The 16,650-nt window shown below is 41.0% G+C and carries 15 protein-coding genes, 1 tRNA gene and 1 riboswitch; of the genes, 15 read left to right on the plus strand and 1 reads right to left on the minus strand.

The annotated features are described in order from the left end of the window. The first annotated feature begins 307 nt into the window (after positions 1-307). The 14 genes from V7161_RS00565 to V7161_RS00630 all read left to right on the plus strand — a co-directional run bounded on the left by V7161_RS00565 (position 308) and on the right by V7161_RS00630 (position 14,612). Positions 308-1,240, plus strand: a complete 933-nt coding sequence (locus V7161_RS00565; RefSeq protein ID WP_335441789.1) for an alpha/beta hydrolase — start codon at positions 308-310, stop codon at positions 1,238-1,240. Between the two features lie 215 nt (positions 1,241-1,455). Then, positions 1,456-1,628: riboswitch (Lysine riboswitch) on the plus strand. Between the two features lie 162 nt (positions 1,629-1,790). Further along, complete coding sequence (locus V7161_RS00570) at positions 1,791-2,120, plus strand: DUF3870 domain-containing protein (RefSeq protein WP_335441790.1); 330 nt, start codon at positions 1,791-1,793, stop codon at positions 2,118-2,120. A 194-nt stretch (positions 2,121-2,314) separates the two neighbouring features. Beyond that, positions 2,315-2,971: a CoA transferase subunit A gene (locus tag V7161_RS00575; RefSeq protein WP_335441791.1), complete on the plus strand. Its 657-nt coding sequence runs from the start codon at positions 2,315-2,317 to the stop codon at positions 2,969-2,971. Position 2,972: 1 nt separating this feature from the next. After that, positions 2,973-3,635: a 3-oxoacid CoA-transferase subunit B gene (locus V7161_RS00580; protein WP_335441792.1), complete on the plus strand. Its 663-nt coding sequence runs from the start codon at positions 2,973-2,975 to the stop codon at positions 3,633-3,635. Next, a complete protein-coding gene (locus V7161_RS00585) occupies positions 3,635-4,825 on the plus strand; it encodes a thiolase family protein (RefSeq protein WP_335441793.1) in 1,191 nt (396 codons plus the stop codon). Before V7161_RS00580 ends, V7161_RS00585 begins: the two co-directional genes overlap by 1 nt. Further along, positions 4,813-6,198 carry an aminotransferase family protein gene (locus V7161_RS00590; RefSeq protein ID WP_335441794.1) on the plus strand — a complete coding sequence of 462 codons (1,386 nt, stop codon included), beginning with the start codon at positions 4,813-4,815 and terminating at the stop codon, positions 6,196-6,198. Before V7161_RS00585 ends, V7161_RS00590 begins: the two co-directional genes overlap by 13 nt. Then, on the plus strand, positions 6,182-7,495 hold the full coding sequence (locus V7161_RS00595; protein WP_335441795.1) for an aspartate aminotransferase family protein: 1,314 nt from the start codon (positions 6,182-6,184) through the stop codon (positions 7,493-7,495). Before V7161_RS00590 ends, V7161_RS00595 begins: the two co-directional genes overlap by 17 nt. Positions 7,496-7,520: 25 nt before the next feature. Beyond that, positions 7,521-8,981, plus strand: coding sequence for an aldehyde dehydrogenase family protein (locus V7161_RS00600; RefSeq protein ID WP_335441796.1), 1,461 nt, complete (start codon positions 7,521-7,523; stop codon positions 8,979-8,981). Positions 8,982-9,013: 32 nt separating this feature from the next. Continuing rightward, a complete protein-coding gene (locus V7161_RS00605; protein WP_335441797.1) occupies positions 9,014-10,534 on the plus strand; it encodes a M81 family metallopeptidase in 1,521 nt (506 codons plus the stop codon). Next, positions 10,522-11,001: a GNAT family N-acetyltransferase gene (locus tag V7161_RS00610; RefSeq protein ID WP_335441798.1), complete on the plus strand. Its 480-nt coding sequence runs from the start codon at positions 10,522-10,524 to the stop codon at positions 10,999-11,001. Before V7161_RS00605 ends, V7161_RS00610 begins: the two co-directional genes overlap by 13 nt. A 71-nt stretch (positions 11,002-11,072) precedes the next feature. Continuing rightward, positions 11,073-12,482, plus strand: coding sequence for a lysine 2,3-aminomutase (gene ablA, locus V7161_RS00615; protein ID WP_335441799.1), 1,410 nt, complete (start codon positions 11,073-11,075; stop codon positions 12,480-12,482). A 2-nt stretch (positions 12,483-12,484) separates the two neighbouring features. Further along, positions 12,485-12,763 (plus strand): YokU family protein, encoded by a 279-nt coding sequence (locus tag V7161_RS00620; protein WP_335441800.1) that lies wholly within the window; start codon positions 12,485-12,487, stop codon positions 12,761-12,763. Positions 12,764-12,887: 124 nt separating this feature from the next. Then, complete coding sequence (locus V7161_RS00625; RefSeq protein WP_335441801.1) at positions 12,888-14,372, plus strand: amino acid permease; 1,485 nt, start codon at positions 12,888-12,890, stop codon at positions 14,370-14,372. 166 nt (positions 14,373-14,538) lie between these two features. Beyond that, positions 14,539-14,612, plus strand: a tRNA-Gly gene (locus V7161_RS00630). A gap of 80 nt (positions 14,613-14,692) precedes the next feature. Here V7161_RS00630 and V7161_RS00635 read toward each other — a convergent pair. Then, entirely contained in the window at positions 14,693-15,364 is a 672-nt protein-coding gene (locus tag V7161_RS00635; RefSeq protein ID WP_335441802.1) for a B3/B4 domain-containing protein, read from the minus strand. A 109-nt stretch (positions 15,365-15,473) separates the two neighbouring features. On the opposite strand from V7161_RS00635, the gene queG reads away from it, so the two are divergent. Next, the gene (gene queG, locus V7161_RS00640; RefSeq protein ID WP_335441803.1) at positions 15,474-16,604 is read left to right on the plus strand and encodes a tRNA epoxyqueuosine(34) reductase QueG; all 1,131 of its coding nucleotides are present in this window, start codon (positions 15,474-15,476) and stop codon (positions 16,602-16,604) included. The last annotated feature ends 46 nt before the right edge of the window (positions 16,605-16,650 follow it).

Here is a 16,650-nt window from a genome sequence, read left to right on the forward strand (position 1 = left end):
AGACCCGAAAAAAAGCCGTCACGGTAAGTAAGAGGGCTTCATAATGCCCGTCAGGCTCGGAAAATAGATGTCACGGTAAGTAAGAGGGCTTCATAATGCCCGTTACCCCCAAAAAATTGTCGTGATGCTCAATAAGTGCGGAGCTGCATGTAATACTCAAAAGTGGTTGACAATTTTTAACGACTCATTTATATTCATGATAAGTTAAAATGTGACGGAGATTCGGAGACTCACTCAATGTCCTATTTTAGGAGGAATTGGGTGAGTCTTTTTTTAATAAAATAACCTGAATAAAGGAGTGGTCTGAATGAGCCAACAATCATCTTTCACCTTTCAAACAGAAGATGGCGTTGAAATTTTTGCTAAAAAATGGGCTGCAAAAAGCGAAATTAGGCCAAAAGCTATTGTTCAAATTGCTCACGGTATGGCAGAACATATTGATCGCTATGATGCTTTTGCAAAAGAGTTAATGTCCCACGATTTCATTGTCTATGGCAATGATCATCGAGGGCATGGCGAAACTGCGAAGTTAAATAATATGAGCGGTTATTTTGCGGATGAACAGGGTTTTAAAAAAGTAGTGGAAGATATGCATGCACTTACAATGATAATTGAAAAAGAGTTTCCTGGTTTTCCGATTATATTATTTGGGCATAGTATGGGATCATTTTTATCAAGAAGATATATTCAATTGTACGGAAATCGGTTAGCTGGTGTTATTTTAAGCGGTACTGGCGGAGACCCTGGAATCATGGGGACTATTGGGAAATGGATAGCATCGAGAGAAATAAAACGGAAGGGTGCACATTCGCCAAGCCCGCTGTTAAATAACTTGACCTTTGGAAGCTACAATAAAAATTTTAAACCAACTCGAACTGAATTTGATTGGTTAAGCAGAGAAAAAAGGGAAGTAGATAAATATATTAAAGATCCAATGTGTGGGGGGATTTTCTCTGCAGGATTTTTTTATGATTTATTGGAAGGAATAGCAATTATTAATAAACGCGAAAATCTAAGTATGATTCCTGCTAATCTGCCTATATTTCTAATTTCAGGGGCCAAGGATCCAGTTGGAAATAACTCAAAAGGGCCTTTGAAAACCTATAATGCCTATAAACAGGTAGGAATTGAAGAGGTAAGCTATAAGTTATATGAGGATGCTCGCCATGAATTGTTAAATGAAACAAATAGGGAAGAAGTTCAAGCAGATATTATTAGATGGATTAACATGCACATTTAAATATAGGTTAAAACGCTCATAATAGATGATTGGTACTAAGGTTTGTTGTATATATTTTCATTATTAAAAATATATTGACTTTTGATTTTCAACTAGTTAATATAATATTTAGAAATTGAAGACACCTATAAGACCTCTCAAAAAATAAAGCTTAACAAAGAAAAAAGCATTGACTTTCTATNNCAATAGTAATCATTTACAATTTAAAAACTGAATACTCAAATAGAGGCGCGTTAAAAGGGTAGTCCTTTAAGGATGAAGGTTTTTATCGCCGATAGTTTGATTTCTAGGTGAATTTTTTTATCGCCGCTCGTTGGATTCAAACTAGGGGAATGGGAGCAGGATCCCATTCACTGTCATATGTCATGTATGGAGTGCTATTTATTTCGTTTAGGCTTTGCCTAAATTAGATATATAGCCTCCTTTTTTTTGTGGAGTTGTTGGTTTCTTAATCAACTTTATAGGTAATCTTCTAATCTTCAATTTCATCCAAAGATTCCGGATGCAAGAAACAATTAGACATATGATTTTGAAGGGAGCGATTCAGAACATGCAAACACTGGATACAGTGATCGTGACAGGCTATGCTAAAGCTCCTCAGGGAACTTCCATGTATGAAATGTTTAAACACGCAGGAATCGTACTAGAAGTGGATCCAAAAGAGCATAAGATTGTGGGAGCTGAATTCACATTCGTCACTGAATTGACAAAAAAACATTTTCAAAAACTGCTGATAGGCTATTGCCTCGAGAGTGGAATTGAGTACTTGATTGAACAGATTCAAAAATTTTATTTTGCTCCATCCCAGCAAGCGATCATTGTGGCCCTTCAGGCTGCAGTTCAACGTTACTGGGATAACTTAAAGCAAGTGAATACATAACGTTTGGTTATAATAAAGTGGGGAGACGACCTCTCTCCATGGTCTTATTAAAACCGGGCAGGTATAGACACTTTATAAAGAAGGTTTTCTTTTTTGACGACATTCTTTATAGGGGATCTATGTCTTGTCCGGTTTTTTTTATATCCGAAATAGTTAAACTGCACAAAAATTACTAGAAGGGATGGAAAAAGGGGATGGGAAAGCTAATTACATGTGAAGAAGCTGTAAAAAAGATTGATAGTGGCTCAAGAATTATGGTAGGCGGATTTGGCCTAGTAGGATGTCCGCTTAGTTTAGTAGATGCTTTGGCAGACTCTGAGGTAAAAGATTTAGAGATTATAAGCAATAACCTTGGAGAGCCAGGGAGAGGTCTTGGTGTATTAGTACGGCAAAAACGAGTAAAAAAAGCAATAGGTTCTTATTTTACCTCCAACCCTGAGGTGGTTAAAGCTTTTCAGGATAAAGAATTGGAAGTCGAGGTTGTTCCACAGGGAACAATGTCAGAAGCCATTCGAGCAGGCGGTGCCGGATTGGGTGGTTTTTATACACCGGTAAGTGTCGGAACGAAAATCGCAGAAAACAAAGAAGAGCGCATCCTTAATGGAAAAAAATATGTGTTTCAGGAACCGATTAAAGCCGATTTTGCCTTAATAAAAGCAAAAAAAGCAGATACATTAGGGAACCTCATCTATAACAAGTCGGCCAGAAACTTCAATCCAATGATGGCAACAGCTGCAGATACCGTCATTGCAGAAGTAGATGAAATTGTTGAGAGCGGTCAAATTTCTCCTGAAGAAATCGTGACCCCTCATTTATACGTTGATTTTATCGTCTTGTCGGGAGGAAACTAGTATGAATGTGAAACATTATATTGCTGAAAGAGCGGCAAAGGAACTAAAGGATGGGGATATTGTTAATTTAGGTATTGGGATTCCTACGCTCGTAGCTGACCATATTCCAGAAAATATCCAAGTTTTTCTACATTCAGAGAATGGCATTCTTGGAGTAGGTCCGACTCCAGAACAGGAGCATGTTGATAAAGATCTAGTTAATGCTGGTAAACTTCCTGTCACGGTGGTAGAAGGATCGTCCTTTTTTGATAGCGCTTCCTCCTTTGCCATGATTCGTGGAGGCCATGTGACTGTCTCAATTCTTGGAGTGCTCCAAATCGATGAAAAGGGTCGAATTGCCAACTGGGCTGTACCAGGAAAAAGCGTTCTTGGTGTAGGTGGTGCGATGGATTTATTGGAAGGGTCAAAAAAAGTGATCGTGACAACCATGCACACGACGGATAAAGGAGAGTCAAAAATCGTTAAGGAATCAACCTATCCAATCACATCAGAACGTGCAGTGGATTTAATTATTACCGATTTAGCAGTTTTCTCAGTAAAGCAGGATGGGCTGCATCTGATTGAGCTGGCGCCTGGAATTTCTCTCAAGGAAGTACAAGAAAAAACTGAAGCACCTTTTCAAATTGCTGACTCAATTATTAATGGCACCGAGGTGACGGTGTAATGATTGTAATCGTCAACGGATTTAGAACCGCCATAGGAAAGTTCGGCGGTTCACTGGCCGACACTCTTCCAGAAGAGCTTGTATGTACGATTATGAAAAATAATCTTTCTGCCTCCGGTTACAGAGCAAATATCGTCGATGAAATAATAGTTGGCCAAACAAAGCAAAGCGCCCATGCTCCAAATATTGCCCGCGTTGCAGCCTTAACGGCACGTTTCCCAGAAACAATTCCCGCTTATACAGTCCATCGCCAGTGCGGTTCGGGTATGCAGGCGGTCATGAACGGAGCAATGTCCATTTTATCGGGGCAGGCGGAGGTTGTTTTGGCAGGAGGCGTAGAGAGCATGTCTCAGGCTCCACATTATACAGTGGGAACAAGATTTGGTCTTAAGATGGGTAATGTGATCCTTTACGACTCGAATACAGAGAGTCAGCCGAAATCACAGCCTGAGGAAGTTTATGGCCATTTCACGATGGGGCAAACCGCCGAATGGCTTGCAAAAAAATATAATATTAGTCGGGAAGAGCAAGATGAATTTGCTTTTAAGAGCCAGCAGAAAACGAAGCGTGCTATTGAACTGGGGCTGTTTGAAGAAGAAATCATTCCTATTCCAGTTAAAGAGGGGAAAAGTGGAACAAAGAACTTCGCAATCGATGAGCATCCTAGATTGACTAACATCGAAAAGTTAGCAGCCCTAAATCCTGTCTTTGACAAAGATGGAACCGTAACAGCAGGAAACTCTTCCGGCAGAAATGATGGTGCCTCGATGCTGCTGTTGATGTCTGAGGAAAAAGCAAAACAGCTTGGAGTCATTCCGCTGGCGAGGATTCGTTCCTTTGCCGCAACAGGCGTATCACCAAAGGAAATGGGCATAGGTCCGGTTCCTGCCTCAGAAATCGCCTTGAAAAAAGCAGGGCTGCGTTTACAGGATATCGACTTAATAGAATTAAATGAAGCGTTTGCCGCCCAAAGTCTTGCATGCTTAAAAGAATGGGGGATTAAGGGAGATAACGTGAATGTAAACGGAGGTGCGATTGCTTTAGGTCATCCCCTCGGTTGCTCCGGTGCAAGAATTGTCACGACATTATGTCATGAACTTGAAAAACAAAAACGTCAATATGGTCTGGCGACAATTTGTGTAGCAGGGGGATTAGGAATGGCAATGGTGGTGGAAAGATGGACAGAGTAAAACAAGATTATGTATTTCACCGTGATTTTAAAAAGGAATACCCAATCATAACCCACGGTGAAGGAGTTTATCTCTTTGACGATAATGGAAAAAAATATTTAGATGCTTGTTCTGGAGCAGTTGCTGCCAACCTCGGCCATGGGATTGAAACAATAGGTGACGCGATGGCAGAGCAAGCCAAAAAAGCAGCATTTGTACATACGCTGCGGTTTGAAACGAAGGCTTTATATGAATTGGCTGAAAAGATTGGAAAAATGGCTCCGGGTTATTTAAACAAGGTTTATTTTACCACCGGAGGCTCTGAGGCAAATGAAAGTGCCATGAAGCTGGCGAGGCAATATCACAAAGATGCCGGCAGACCTCAAAAACACATTGTCATCGGACGCTGGCAATCGTATCACGGTAACACGATGGGGTCATTATCAGCAGGCGGTGACGTAAAAAGAAGGCACGCATACACTCCAAATCTTTTAAATTATGCCCATGTTTACTCTCCGTACTGCCATCGATGTCCGTATGGACGTCAACAAAATGATTGTCTCGCAAAACAAAACTGGACATGTGTAACGGATTTTGAAAGGACGATTTTAGAGCTAGGACCTGAGAACGTGTCGGCTTTTATCGCCGAACCGATAGTAGGTAGCCAGCAAGGAGCTGTTCCGCCGCCGCCGGGTTATTTTGAGAAAATCCGTGAGCTTTGTGACCGATACCAAATTGTCTTAATCGTCGATGAAGTGATGACAGGCTTTGGTCGGACTGGAACCCATTTCGCGACAGAACAGCTAGGAATCGAGCCTGATATTATCACATTTGGAAAGGGAGTATCAGCCGGTTATGCTCCACTTGCTGGCATGATTGTTCATGATCAGTTAATTGATGGGCTGATTCAAAATAGCGACGGGAAATTTATTCATGGCTATACCTATAGTGGTCATCCTGTTGCAGTTGCAGCCGGTCTTGCAGCCTTAGAAGTCTATGAACGTGATAATGTATTGGAAAATGTGAACGAGCAAGGGAATTATCTTGTCGGGCGCCTTTTGGAAATGAAGCAAACACATTCTTGTATATCCGACGTCCGGGGCAGAGGACTTTTAATTGGAATCGAGCTTGTGAAGGACCGTGAACAGGATCTTTTATTTAAACCATTTGAGAAAGCAGCTGAAACAATCAATAGTATAGCCATGGAACTTGGTGCGGTTTTTTATCCGGGGTCAGGTTCAATTGATAGCATAAATGGGGAGCATCTGATTATTAGCCCCCCACTAAATGTTAAGAAAACAGATATAGATGAAATTGTGAGAATACTAGATGAATCATTATCGATATTCAAAAGCCAATTACGAAAGGATGAGACAGTTGAAATTGCAAAGTAAAACGAATGAAATTCAAGAAAAAGCACGTAAACATTTATCTCCGGTTATGACTAGAGTGACAGAGCTTGTTATCGATAAGGCACATGGCGCTAAATTTTGGACAACAGATGGTGAAGAATATATCGATTTCGTATCAGGTGTTGCTGTTAATGCAGTCGGGCATACGAACAAGAAAATGGTTGATGCGATTAAAAAGCAAGCAGACAACTTAATCCATCTTGGCTTGAACTACGGTTATTATGAAACGGCAGCAAATCTGGCGGAAAAACTTGCAAAAATCACTCCAGGAAATCTGGATACGGTTTTTTTCTCCAATTCAGGTGCTGAAGCAATCGATGGGGCGCTTAAATTGGCAAAAGCTTCCACAGGCAGACCAGCAATTATTGCTTTTGAAGGATCGTTCCATGGCCGTACATTAGGTGCAACAGCCATTACAGCATCAAGCTCTAAATACCGCCGTTATTATGAACCGATTTTAGGAGAGGTGTACCATATCCCATATCCTTACCCAAGCCAGCTGAAAAATATTAATAAAGAAGAAACAGAAGAGTATTGCTTGAACCAGCTGCAAAAATTATTTGATTTACGAGTCGATCCATCGCGCGTGGCGGCGATTATTATTGAACCGGTAATGGGCGAAGGCGGCTATTATCCAGCACCGCCAAGCTTTTTGAAGGAGTTAAGAAGGATTACAGAAGAGCATGGAATTTTGCTGATTTTTGACGAAGTACAGACAGGTTTTGGCCGTACAGGCAAAATGTTCGCCGCAGAGCATGCCAATGTTACTCCTGATATTTTAGTCTTGGCAAAAGCCCTTTCAGGGGGAATGCCTCTCGGAGCAATTGTGGCGAATCGTGAACTCCATGAAAAATGGCCAACAGCAGGACATGGTTCGACGTTTGGCGGAAATCCGATTTCTTGTGCGGCAGCCTTGGCAAACATAGAGGTCATTGAAGAAGAAAAGTTAGTGGAAAGAAGCGCTGACCTTGGGGCAGCGATTGTAGACCGGCTTCAAAAATCGATTGGTCATTTACCAGGTATTGTGGAAGTTCGAGGAATAGGCTTGATGATCGGCATTGAATTCGATCAGCAGTCTGCAGCAACATTAGTACCTCAAATTAAAGCGAAAGCATTAGAAAATGGATTGCTAATCATGAACTGCGGTGTAAGCGGTCAAACCATCAGGTTAATGCTTCCGCTAAACATTCAAGAAGATGTGCTTGACGAAGGATTGATCATTTTAGAGGAGGCTGTGTCAGAAACCATCCTGGGAGCTAGATGTCATTTCTCTATGTAGTAATTCAGAAAAGGAGGTCACGATTATGTCAAATCAAATCAAAACTGAGATCCTTAAGGGAGATCTTTTTATAAATGGGAAATGGGTAAATGAACCAGACCAATCCTACTTTGAAAGTTTAAACCCCGCTACCGGGGAGCTTGTCGGTGTTTGTGCCGCGGCTTCACCTGATCAGGTCGATAAGGCAGTAGCAGCGGCAGAAAAAGCCTATTCAAGCTGGAAGAACACTCCAATTCCGGAGCGGGCATCTTATCTGTCGAAAGCAGTCCAATTGTTTGAAGTACGGAAGGAAGAACTGGCTCGTGTTATGACCATGGAAATGGGCAAGGTTCTAACCGAGTCATTAGGAGAAGTTGGTGTGGTCAGTGCGACCGCTCAATATATGGCAGGGGAAGGCCGGCGCCTCTTTGGAGAAACGGTTCCAGCAGGTTTTTCGGGGCGGAATGTGAGAATGGTGCGTGAGCCGCTTGGAGTGGCAGCATGCATTACTCCTTGGAATTTTCCTGTTGCACTTGCTTCCTATAAAATATTTTCTGCTTTGATTGCTGGCAATACGGTGGTTTGGAAACCAGCATCAGAGGTGGCATTGTCGGCAAAGATTTTTGTCGAAATATTAGCTGAAACCGGGTTGCCTGAAGGGGTAGTGAACTTGATTACCGGTTCCGGAAGTAAGGTTGGACGAAAACTTGCTGAGCATCAGGATGTCAAAGTTATTTCGTTTACCGGCTCAACGGAGGTTGGACAGCAGCTAGCTAAAATGAGTTGCAAAACGTTAAAACGCATTTCCTTGGAATTAGGCGGGAAAAATGCAGTTATCGTCCTGAAGGATGCGGACCTTGACAAAGCGGCAGATGGAATTGTCAAATCAGCATTTACAACAACTGGTCAGCGCTGTACAGCAGCAAGCCGGGTTATTGTTGAACGTCCGGTAAAAGAGCAGCTGTTAGAAAAAATTGTACAATTAACAAAATCTATGAAAATAGGAAATGGTCTTGAAGAAGGCAGCCAGGTTGGGCCTCTTGTAAATGAAGATCAGCTTCATACAGTTGAGAGGTATGTACAAAAAGCGATTGAAGAAGGCGGAAAAATTGTATCAGGCGGGCAGCGAGTGATTGAATTGGGCGGCTTTTACTATGAGCCAACGATTATTGATAACGTCCGGCCGAATGACTCCATTGCCCAGGAGGAAATATTTGGGCCTGTCCTTGCCATCATTGAAGTAGATTCATATGAGGAAGCAATGGAGGTAAATAACGGCACGATTTATGGATTGTCTACTTCCATCTATACCAATAGTCTTCATTATGCGAATCGGGGTGCATCGGAAGCGGTAAGCGGACTTGTCTATATAAATAATGGAACCTCTAATGCTGAAATGGGGGTTGCATTTGGAGGCATGAAAATGTCTGGTAACGGACACCGTGAAGTTTCCCATCATGCATTTGATGTCATGACAGAGTGGAAGTCTATTTATACAAACTATTAATAGATTCATGACATTTTAAAAGGTGGGAGATTATGAGAAAACATCGTATTGGCATTGCCTTCTTCTACCATGAATCCCATAGTTTCAGTTCAATGAAAACCGAAATGGAACAGTTTCGAAATGAAGGTTATTTTATAGGGGATGAAATTTATGATGCCTATAGTGGAACGAAGACTGAAGTTGGCGGGTTTCTGGATGTTTTAAGGCAGGTAGAGAATGTTGAAATCGTGCCGCTGCTTTGTGCGGCCGCGGTTCCATCTGGTGTTGTAACGACAGAAACGTACTCCTTTATTGAAAAGCAAATGCTGCAGTCGCTCATGAATGCAGGAAGGCTGGATGGATTATTGGTGGCACTCCATGGAGCGATGGTTGTGGAGCACCTGTTTGATCCGGAAGAGCATTTACTGGGAAAGATCCGCGAGGTTCTTGGATCTGATGTTCCAATCGCTACGACTCTTGATATGCACGCCAATTTGAGCGAAAAGATGATTGAATATACTCCGCTTCATTTTGGATTTAAAACATATCCGCATGTTGATATGTATGAACAAGGCCTTCAGGCAGCAAACGCTTTATTAAAACAATTAAAGAATGGCGTTACATACTACGCTGCGTTTGAAAAATTGCCGATGATGCCCCCCTCTATCAATATGAGAACAGCAGAAGGGCCAATGTACAAAATGATTGAATGGGCAAAACAAGTGGAAGAAGAAGAAGAAGTATACAATGTTTCCATCTTTGGAGGGTTCCCTTATTCGGATATTCCCATGGCAGGAGCTAGTGTACTGGTTGTTGCGCTAAATCCACAAAAAGGTAAAGAAACAGCTCAAAAACTAGCTTCCTTGTTTTGGAGTGTAAGAGAAGAGTTCATCATGGATCTTCCCAATGTAAAACAAGGGCTGGATATGGCGCTGTCGATTGAAGATGACAAACCGATAGTGTTGGCTGACATCTCGGATAATCCTTTAAGCTGTGGAAGCGGGGATACAACTGAATTACTTAGGGAAGTGGTGAACCTGAACCTCGCTGAAACGCTGTTTGGAGGACTATATGATCCGGAATCGATTGAGGCATGTCGGAAGGCGGGAGTCGGAAATAAGGTATCGTTGTTACTTGGCGGCAAGGTATCTCCTGAATTCGGAGAACCTGTCCAAGTTGATGCAACAATCATTGCCTTATCAGACGGTGTATTTTATAATTCAGGGCCGTTTAATCAGAATCTTAAGGTCGATTTAAAGGGTGCGGCACACATTCGTGTGGGTAAGATGGATATCCTCCTCATTGGAAGGCCGATGTCAGCGAATGATCCGGAAATGTTCCGTCATATTGGACTGGAGCCCTCAACAAAGAGAATTCTCTGTCTTAAGGCTAAAAATCATTTCAGGGCTGCATTTGAGACGATTGTAGGACAGATCATTTATGTGGATGCACCAGGTGTTGCTTCCAACCGTTTAACAACATTTACGTATCATCACATCCCAAGGCCGATCTGGCCATTGGATGATATCAAATATGAGGTGGAACTAAGGAGGAAAGAAACATGGAAACATTAAAAAAATCCTATTATGTCGAAGTTCCGACTTCACTAAACCCGGAACAGTTACACATAATGATGGACCTCGAGAAAGATGCATTTCCGGGAATGGGAGCAGTTGATGAACAAACCCTGATTCCTTTAGTTAGATACGGGAAACTAATTCAATATCGACAACAAGATGATGCAAGACCGATCGCCATTTGCGAGATGATGAGAGATTACAATAATATTCATAAAGCCTACATATTCGGCTTTTATGTTCGTTCCGACCAACAGGGGAAAGGAATTGGAAAGTTATTCTTAGAGGAAATTTATCCTATTTTAAAGCAGGACGGCTTTCACAAAGTGTGCTTAACAGTCAACACCCAAAATAAGGCAGCTGTTAAATTATATGAAAAAATGGGATTTGCCATTAAAGGAACGAGATTCGATGAGTTTGGTGAAGGAGAAAACCGCTATTATATGGAGTACATCCTTTCTTAAATAGTTAGAATTAAGGGAGATTTTTTCTAAAAAATTGGTTATTAAAAGAACTAATTCCAGGAGGGAAAAGAATGAGAAACACTTTATTTAAACCAAAAAGACATTGGAAAGAAATCGAGCTTTGGAAAGATGTAACTGACGAGCAATGGAATGACTGGGTATGGCAATTGACAAACACCATTAAAACACTTGAAGACTTAAAGAAAGTGATCAATTTAACACCACTAGAAGAAGAAGGAGTTAAAATTGCTACCAAAACTATTCCATTAAACATTACGCCATATTATGCATCGCTGATGGACCAAGATGATCCAAGATGTCCGATTCGTATGCAATCTGTTCCAATCTCTCAGGAATTGTATAAAACAAGATATGACCTGGAGGATCCACTCCATGAAGATGAGGATTCACCGGTACCTGGGCTAACGCATCGTTATCCGGACCGTGTATTGTTCCTGGTAACGAACCAGTGCTCAATGTACTGCCGTTACTGCACAAGGAGACGTTTCTCAGGTCAAATTGGAATGGGTGTACCTAAGAAACAGTTAGACAATGCCATTAATTATATTGCTTCCACTCCGCAAATCCGTGATGTGCTAATTTCTGGAGGAGACGGACTCCTTATCAATGACAATATTTTAGAGTATATTTTAAAGAATTTACGTGAAATTCCGCATGTAGAAATTATTCGAATCGGTACAAGAGCACCGGTTGTATTCCCACAGCGTATTACTGAAAACCTTTGCAATATCTTGAAAAAGTATCATCCAGTTTGGCTGAATACGCATTTCAATACATCGATGGAGATTACGGAAGATTCGAAGCGAGCATGTGAAATGCTTTCAAATGCGGGCGTACCACTAGGCAACCAAGCAGTTATTCTTGCAGGCATTAACGACAGCGTTCCAATCATGAAACAGCTTATGCATGACCTCGTTAAAATTCGTGTGCGTCCATATTACATTTACCAGTGTGACTTATCAGAAGGGATCGGCCATTTCCGTGCACCAATCAGCAAAGGATTGGAAATCATGGAAGGGCTTCGAGGTCACACTTCGGGCTATGCGGTTCCAACCTTCATTGTTGATGCTCCTGGAGGAGGTGGCAAAATTCCATTGCAGCCGAACTATATCATTTCTCAAAGTTCCAATAAAGTAGTTTTGCGTAACTTTGAAGGTGTCATTACATCTTATCCGGAACCTGAAAATTACCATCCAGGAAGTGCAGAGGATTATTATAAAAAGATTTATCCTGAAGTATTCGAAAATTTTGAAAGCAATGGTGTACTGTCCATTATTAATGATACGAAATTTAACCTAATTCCAGAAGGTTTAAAACGATTGGACCGCCGCAAAACGTATAAGGAAAATCCAGAACATAGCTCTTTAAAGGATAAACGAGAGAAACGTGATGAATTGAAAGAGAAAAAATTCCATGCCCAAATGAGCAAGTATGAGACTGTTGGAGCAAGGGAGGAATAATGTTGAATTGTCAATGGTGCGGATCTGACAGAGCTGTTGAAACGGGTAATACAGTGTATTGGGAACTACCGGACGGTACGAAAACAATTGAAATTCAGGACACACCAGCCTTCCATTGCTCAGAATGTGGTATTACCTATCAAACTGATGAAACGGTACAGAAAATTGAAGATCAGCTATTTTTAATCGATACTTCAAAGCTTGAAAAAAGTTTGGCATTTGACACACTTATGGCTGCTCCACGCTTATTAAAGCGAAACTACTTTGATTTTTCTAAATAGTAATCCATCTTATGGCGGTTAGAAAAAACATCAATAATATCGGATAATTTATCTCCCTCTTTCTATGGGGATAAATTATCCATTGCCATTTCGTTAATATCCTAATTGTGAAGGTGGAAAATGGATGGAAGCCCATAAAATTGAAGTGAAGAGTCAGAATAATCAGGAAACAACTGATGGAATTAAACGCAATTTAAAGGCACGTCATATGACAATGATTGCGATTGGGGGATCAATTGGTACAGGGCTGTTTTTAGCCACAGGTGCGTCCATTCAAACAGCTGGACCCGGTGGTGCCATGATAGCTTATGGCGCGATTGGAATTATGGTCTATTTTTTGATGACAAGTCTCGGTGAAATGGCTACTTTTATACCGGTTTCCGGATCATTTGCCACATATGCCAGCCGTTTTGTTGACCCAGCATTAGGATTTGCGCTCGGTTGGAATTATTGGTTCAACTGGGCTGTTACCCTGGCAGTTGAAATCGTTGCTTCAGCCATCATTATGAAATTCTGGCTTCCGGATGTGCCAAGCATCGTTTGGAGTGCCCTGTTTTTAGGACTAATATTTTTATTGAATGCGTTGTCGGTTAAAAGTTACGGAGAATCTGAGTATTGGTTCGCTTTAATAAAAGTTATTACTATCATTGTTTTTATAGGCGTCGGTGTGCTCACCATCTTTGGGATTTTCGGAGGTGAGTATATCGGGTTTAAAAACTTTACAATGGGAGATGCTCCGGTAAGCGGTGGCTTTATGTCTGTGTTAAGTATTTTTTTCATAGCTGGGTTTTCCTTTCAAGGGACTGAACTGGTAGGGATTGCAGCAGGGGAAAGTGAAAATCCCAAGAAAAACATACCGAAAGCAATCCGGCAAGTATTTTGGCGAATTCTTCTATTTTATATTGGAGCGATTGCAGTCATTGGGCTAGTAATCCCATATACTAGTCCTGAACTTTTAGGCGGGGATGTTGACAAAATTGCGGTGAGCCCATTTACCCTCGTGTTTGAAAAAGCAGGAATTGCCTTTACAGCCTCTGTCATGAATGCAGTTATCTTAACGTCTGTTTTGTCATGCGGAACGTCGGGGCTATATGCCTCAACTCGTATGCTATGGTCTATGGCAAAGGACGGACAGGCACCGAAATTTTTACAACAAGTAAACCAGCGCGGAATTCCGATGAATGCGCTAGTTATGACAACGATTATTGGCGGACTTGCCTTTTTAACGTCCATTTTCGGAGATCAAGTATATACATGGCTATTAAATGCATCAGGTTTAACCGGATTTATTGCCTGGGTAGGGATTGCCTTGAGCCACTACCGTTTTAGAAAAGCCTACATTGCCCAGGGAAGAGACCTGAATGAGCTTAAATACAAGGCGAAATGGTTCCCTCTCGGCCCTATTCTTGCATTAGCAATGTGCATCATTATCATTCTTGGTCAAAATTATCAAGCGTTTATGACAGGTAACATTGATTGGTACGGAGCAGCCGTATCATATATTGGATTGCCCATTTTTTTAGTGATTTGGATCGGTTATAAAGTCATCCATAAAACAAAGGTTGTCCCATTAAAGGAATGTTCTTTTGAAGACCATCAAAAAAATTAGTCATTATTCCAGCCTTCAATTAATAAAATGATAATTAATTGAAGGCTTTTTAGCTTCTTGAAGAAATTTCGACAAAAAACGCAATAATTACTTGACGTCCATAAAAAAACTGTGTATTATGAAAAAGTCGACTTTGGTTCACAAATTTGCCATTTTTAAATTCTATGCGGGTGTAGTTTAGTGGTAAAACCTCAGCCTTCCAAGCTGATGTTGTGAGTTCGATTCTCATCACCCGCTCCATACATATTAACTAACGCAGTGTATCGTTACAAAGGAGAACGATGCATTGCGTTTTTTTACATTTTTTCATAAATACAGCTTTATTGGTTCTCCAAAATCCTGTAAGAACCATCTCCGCCATGCACCTGAATAAACATTTTCATTAATGATTCAGTCAGCTTATTTGCATTTTCCCAGTCTGTTGATGGCCTTAAATAAATAATTTGCAGTGCATTCTTGGTATCTAACGTAACTTGTGTTCTGGCAGAATCCACAAACGGACTCCCGAACGGTCCAATTAAATCAGAGGCAACAATAAGACTTTCTAAAGAGTTAGAACGGCCATTTAATCCAATGTAATCTTCTCCCTCGGTGCCTAGCCGAACATCCACGTGCCCTTCTAAACGATCTAGGTCATAAATGCCGATGGGGACTTGATATTGCAACGAGAAAAAATTATTAATATCAATCGCACTTTGAACAGACGTGAGATAATTTTGCTTTTGAACCCTCCTGTAAAGCGCCTCAGCGGAATGACGGTACCGATTAGGGTCCTTGCCAATCTTTTTAAAAATAGCACGCCATTCCTGGATTCCAGGTAACTCCGTAACATTTTTATCCTCTAAATCAAAATATATAGACTCCTGGAACATCTGGAGTCTTCCTTTAAGCATTTGCGGCGAATCCCCAACGGTAATACCTTTATATTCAATGACTCCTAATTTTAAATGAGGAATCTCCTTAAAAAGACCTGATGAAACTTGAATTTCCAACAATCACACCTCCAAAAATCATTGAAAATAGTTTATCATAAATAGATGTGCTACAAATAATTAAACGACCTCTAAAATAGATCATTCAGGAAGAAAGGAGGCAGCCAGAGTGAATGCCAAAAATTTAAAAGAAGAACTTATTGCCTACAGCAAAGAAATCGGAATCGATAAAATCGGCTTCACTAGTGCCGACCCTTTCACTGAACTAAAAAACAGACTACTAACACAACAAGAACTTGGATACCAATCCGGTTTTGAAGAGCCAGATATTGAGAAACGAGTGAATCCAGCATTACTTTTGGAAGAGCCAAAATCAATCATTTCGATTGCTCTTGCCTATCCTTCCAAAATGAACGAACGTGTTGAAAGTAAAAAGGGAGAAAGAAGAGGTATTTTTAGCCGAGCCTCATGGGGGCTCGACTATCATCATATTCTAAGAGATAAGCTCAAAAAGTTGGAAGAGTTTATTTTAACAAAAGTCCCAGATGCCCGTTTAAAATCAATGGTCGATACAGGAGAGCTTTCGGATCGGGCAGTTGCAGAAAGAGCTGGAATCGGCTGGAGCGGAAAAAACTGTGCCATTATTACTCCCGAATTTGGCTCATATGTATATATAGGTGAAATGATTGCGAGCATTCCTTTTGAGCCGGATACACCAATAGAAGACCAATGCGGAACATGCACAAAGTGTTTAGATGCATGTCCAACCGGTGCATTAGTTCAAGGCGGTCAAATTAATGCCCAGAGCTGTATTTCATTTTTAACTCAAACAAAAGAAATCATTCCGGATGAATTTCGAGAAAAGATTGGAAATCGAATATATGGGTGTGATTCCTGCCAAACTGCCTGTCCGCATAATAAGGGGAAGAACTTTCATTTTCACGACGAAATGGAACCTGATCCCGAAGTTGCCAAACCATTATTAAGACCGATTTTAAAATTAAGCAACCGGGAATTTAAAAAACAATTTGGTTCATTGGCAGGATCTTGGCGTGGGAAGAAGCCGATTCAGCGAAATGCCATTATCGCGCTTGCCCACTTTAAAGATGAATCTGCGGTTTCCGATTTAGTAGACATATTAGAAAATGAAGTAAGTCCAATAGCAAAGGGCACGGCAGCATGGGCACTAGGTAAAATTGGCGGAGAAACAGCATTTGCGGCATTAAAAAGGGCTGAAGAACAAGAAACTGATCAAGAAGTACAACGTGAAATTAAAAAAGGCTTAAGCTTTTATAACTAATTCTAGGAGCGAACCAAAACGGTTCCGCTCTTTTTTTTCAATTTCT

Source organism: Neobacillus drentensis, from assembly GCF_036965425.1.
GTDB classification, from domain to species: domain Bacteria; phylum Bacillota; class Bacilli; order Bacillales; family Cytobacillaceae; genus Neobacillus; species Neobacillus drentensis_F.

What these genes read in the sequence shown, in the direction of transcription:
- V7161_RS00565 (WP_335441789.1), top strand. Translation starts at nt 308, where the DNA reads ATGAGCCAACAATCATCTTTCACCTTTCAAACAGAAGATGGCGTTGAA.
- V7161_RS00570 (WP_335441790.1), top strand. Translation starts at nt 1,791, where the DNA reads ATGCAAACACTGGATACAGTGATCGTGACAGGCTATGCTAAAGCTCCT.
- V7161_RS00605 (WP_335441797.1), top strand. Translation starts at nt 9,014, where the DNA reads ATGAGAAAACATCGTATTGGCATTGCCTTCTTCTACCATGAATCCCAT.
- V7161_RS00580 (WP_335441792.1), top strand. Translation starts at nt 2,973, where the DNA reads ATGAATGTGAAACATTATATTGCTGAAAGAGCGGCAAAGGAACTAAAG.
- V7161_RS00590 (WP_335441794.1), top strand. Translation starts at nt 4,813, where the DNA reads ATGGACAGAGTAAAACAAGATTATGTATTTCACCGTGATTTTAAAAAG.
- V7161_RS00610 (WP_335441798.1), top strand. Translation starts at nt 10,522, where the DNA reads ATGGAAACATTAAAAAAATCCTATTATGTCGAAGTTCCGACTTCACTA.
- V7161_RS00625 (WP_335441801.1), top strand. Translation starts at nt 12,888, where the DNA reads ATGGAAGCCCATAAAATTGAAGTGAAGAGTCAGAATAATCAGGAAACA.
- V7161_RS00575 (WP_335441791.1), top strand. Translation starts at nt 2,315, where the DNA reads ATGGGAAAGCTAATTACATGTGAAGAAGCTGTAAAAAAGATTGATAGT.
- V7161_RS00585 (WP_335441793.1), top strand. Translation starts at nt 3,635, where the DNA reads ATGATTGTAATCGTCAACGGATTTAGAACCGCCATAGGAAAGTTCGGC.
- V7161_RS00600 (WP_335441796.1), top strand. Translation starts at nt 7,521, where the DNA reads ATGTCAAATCAAATCAAAACTGAGATCCTTAAGGGAGATCTTTTTATA.
- ablA (WP_335441799.1), top strand. Translation starts at nt 11,073, where the DNA reads ATGAGAAACACTTTATTTAAACCAAAAAGACATTGGAAAGAAATCGAG.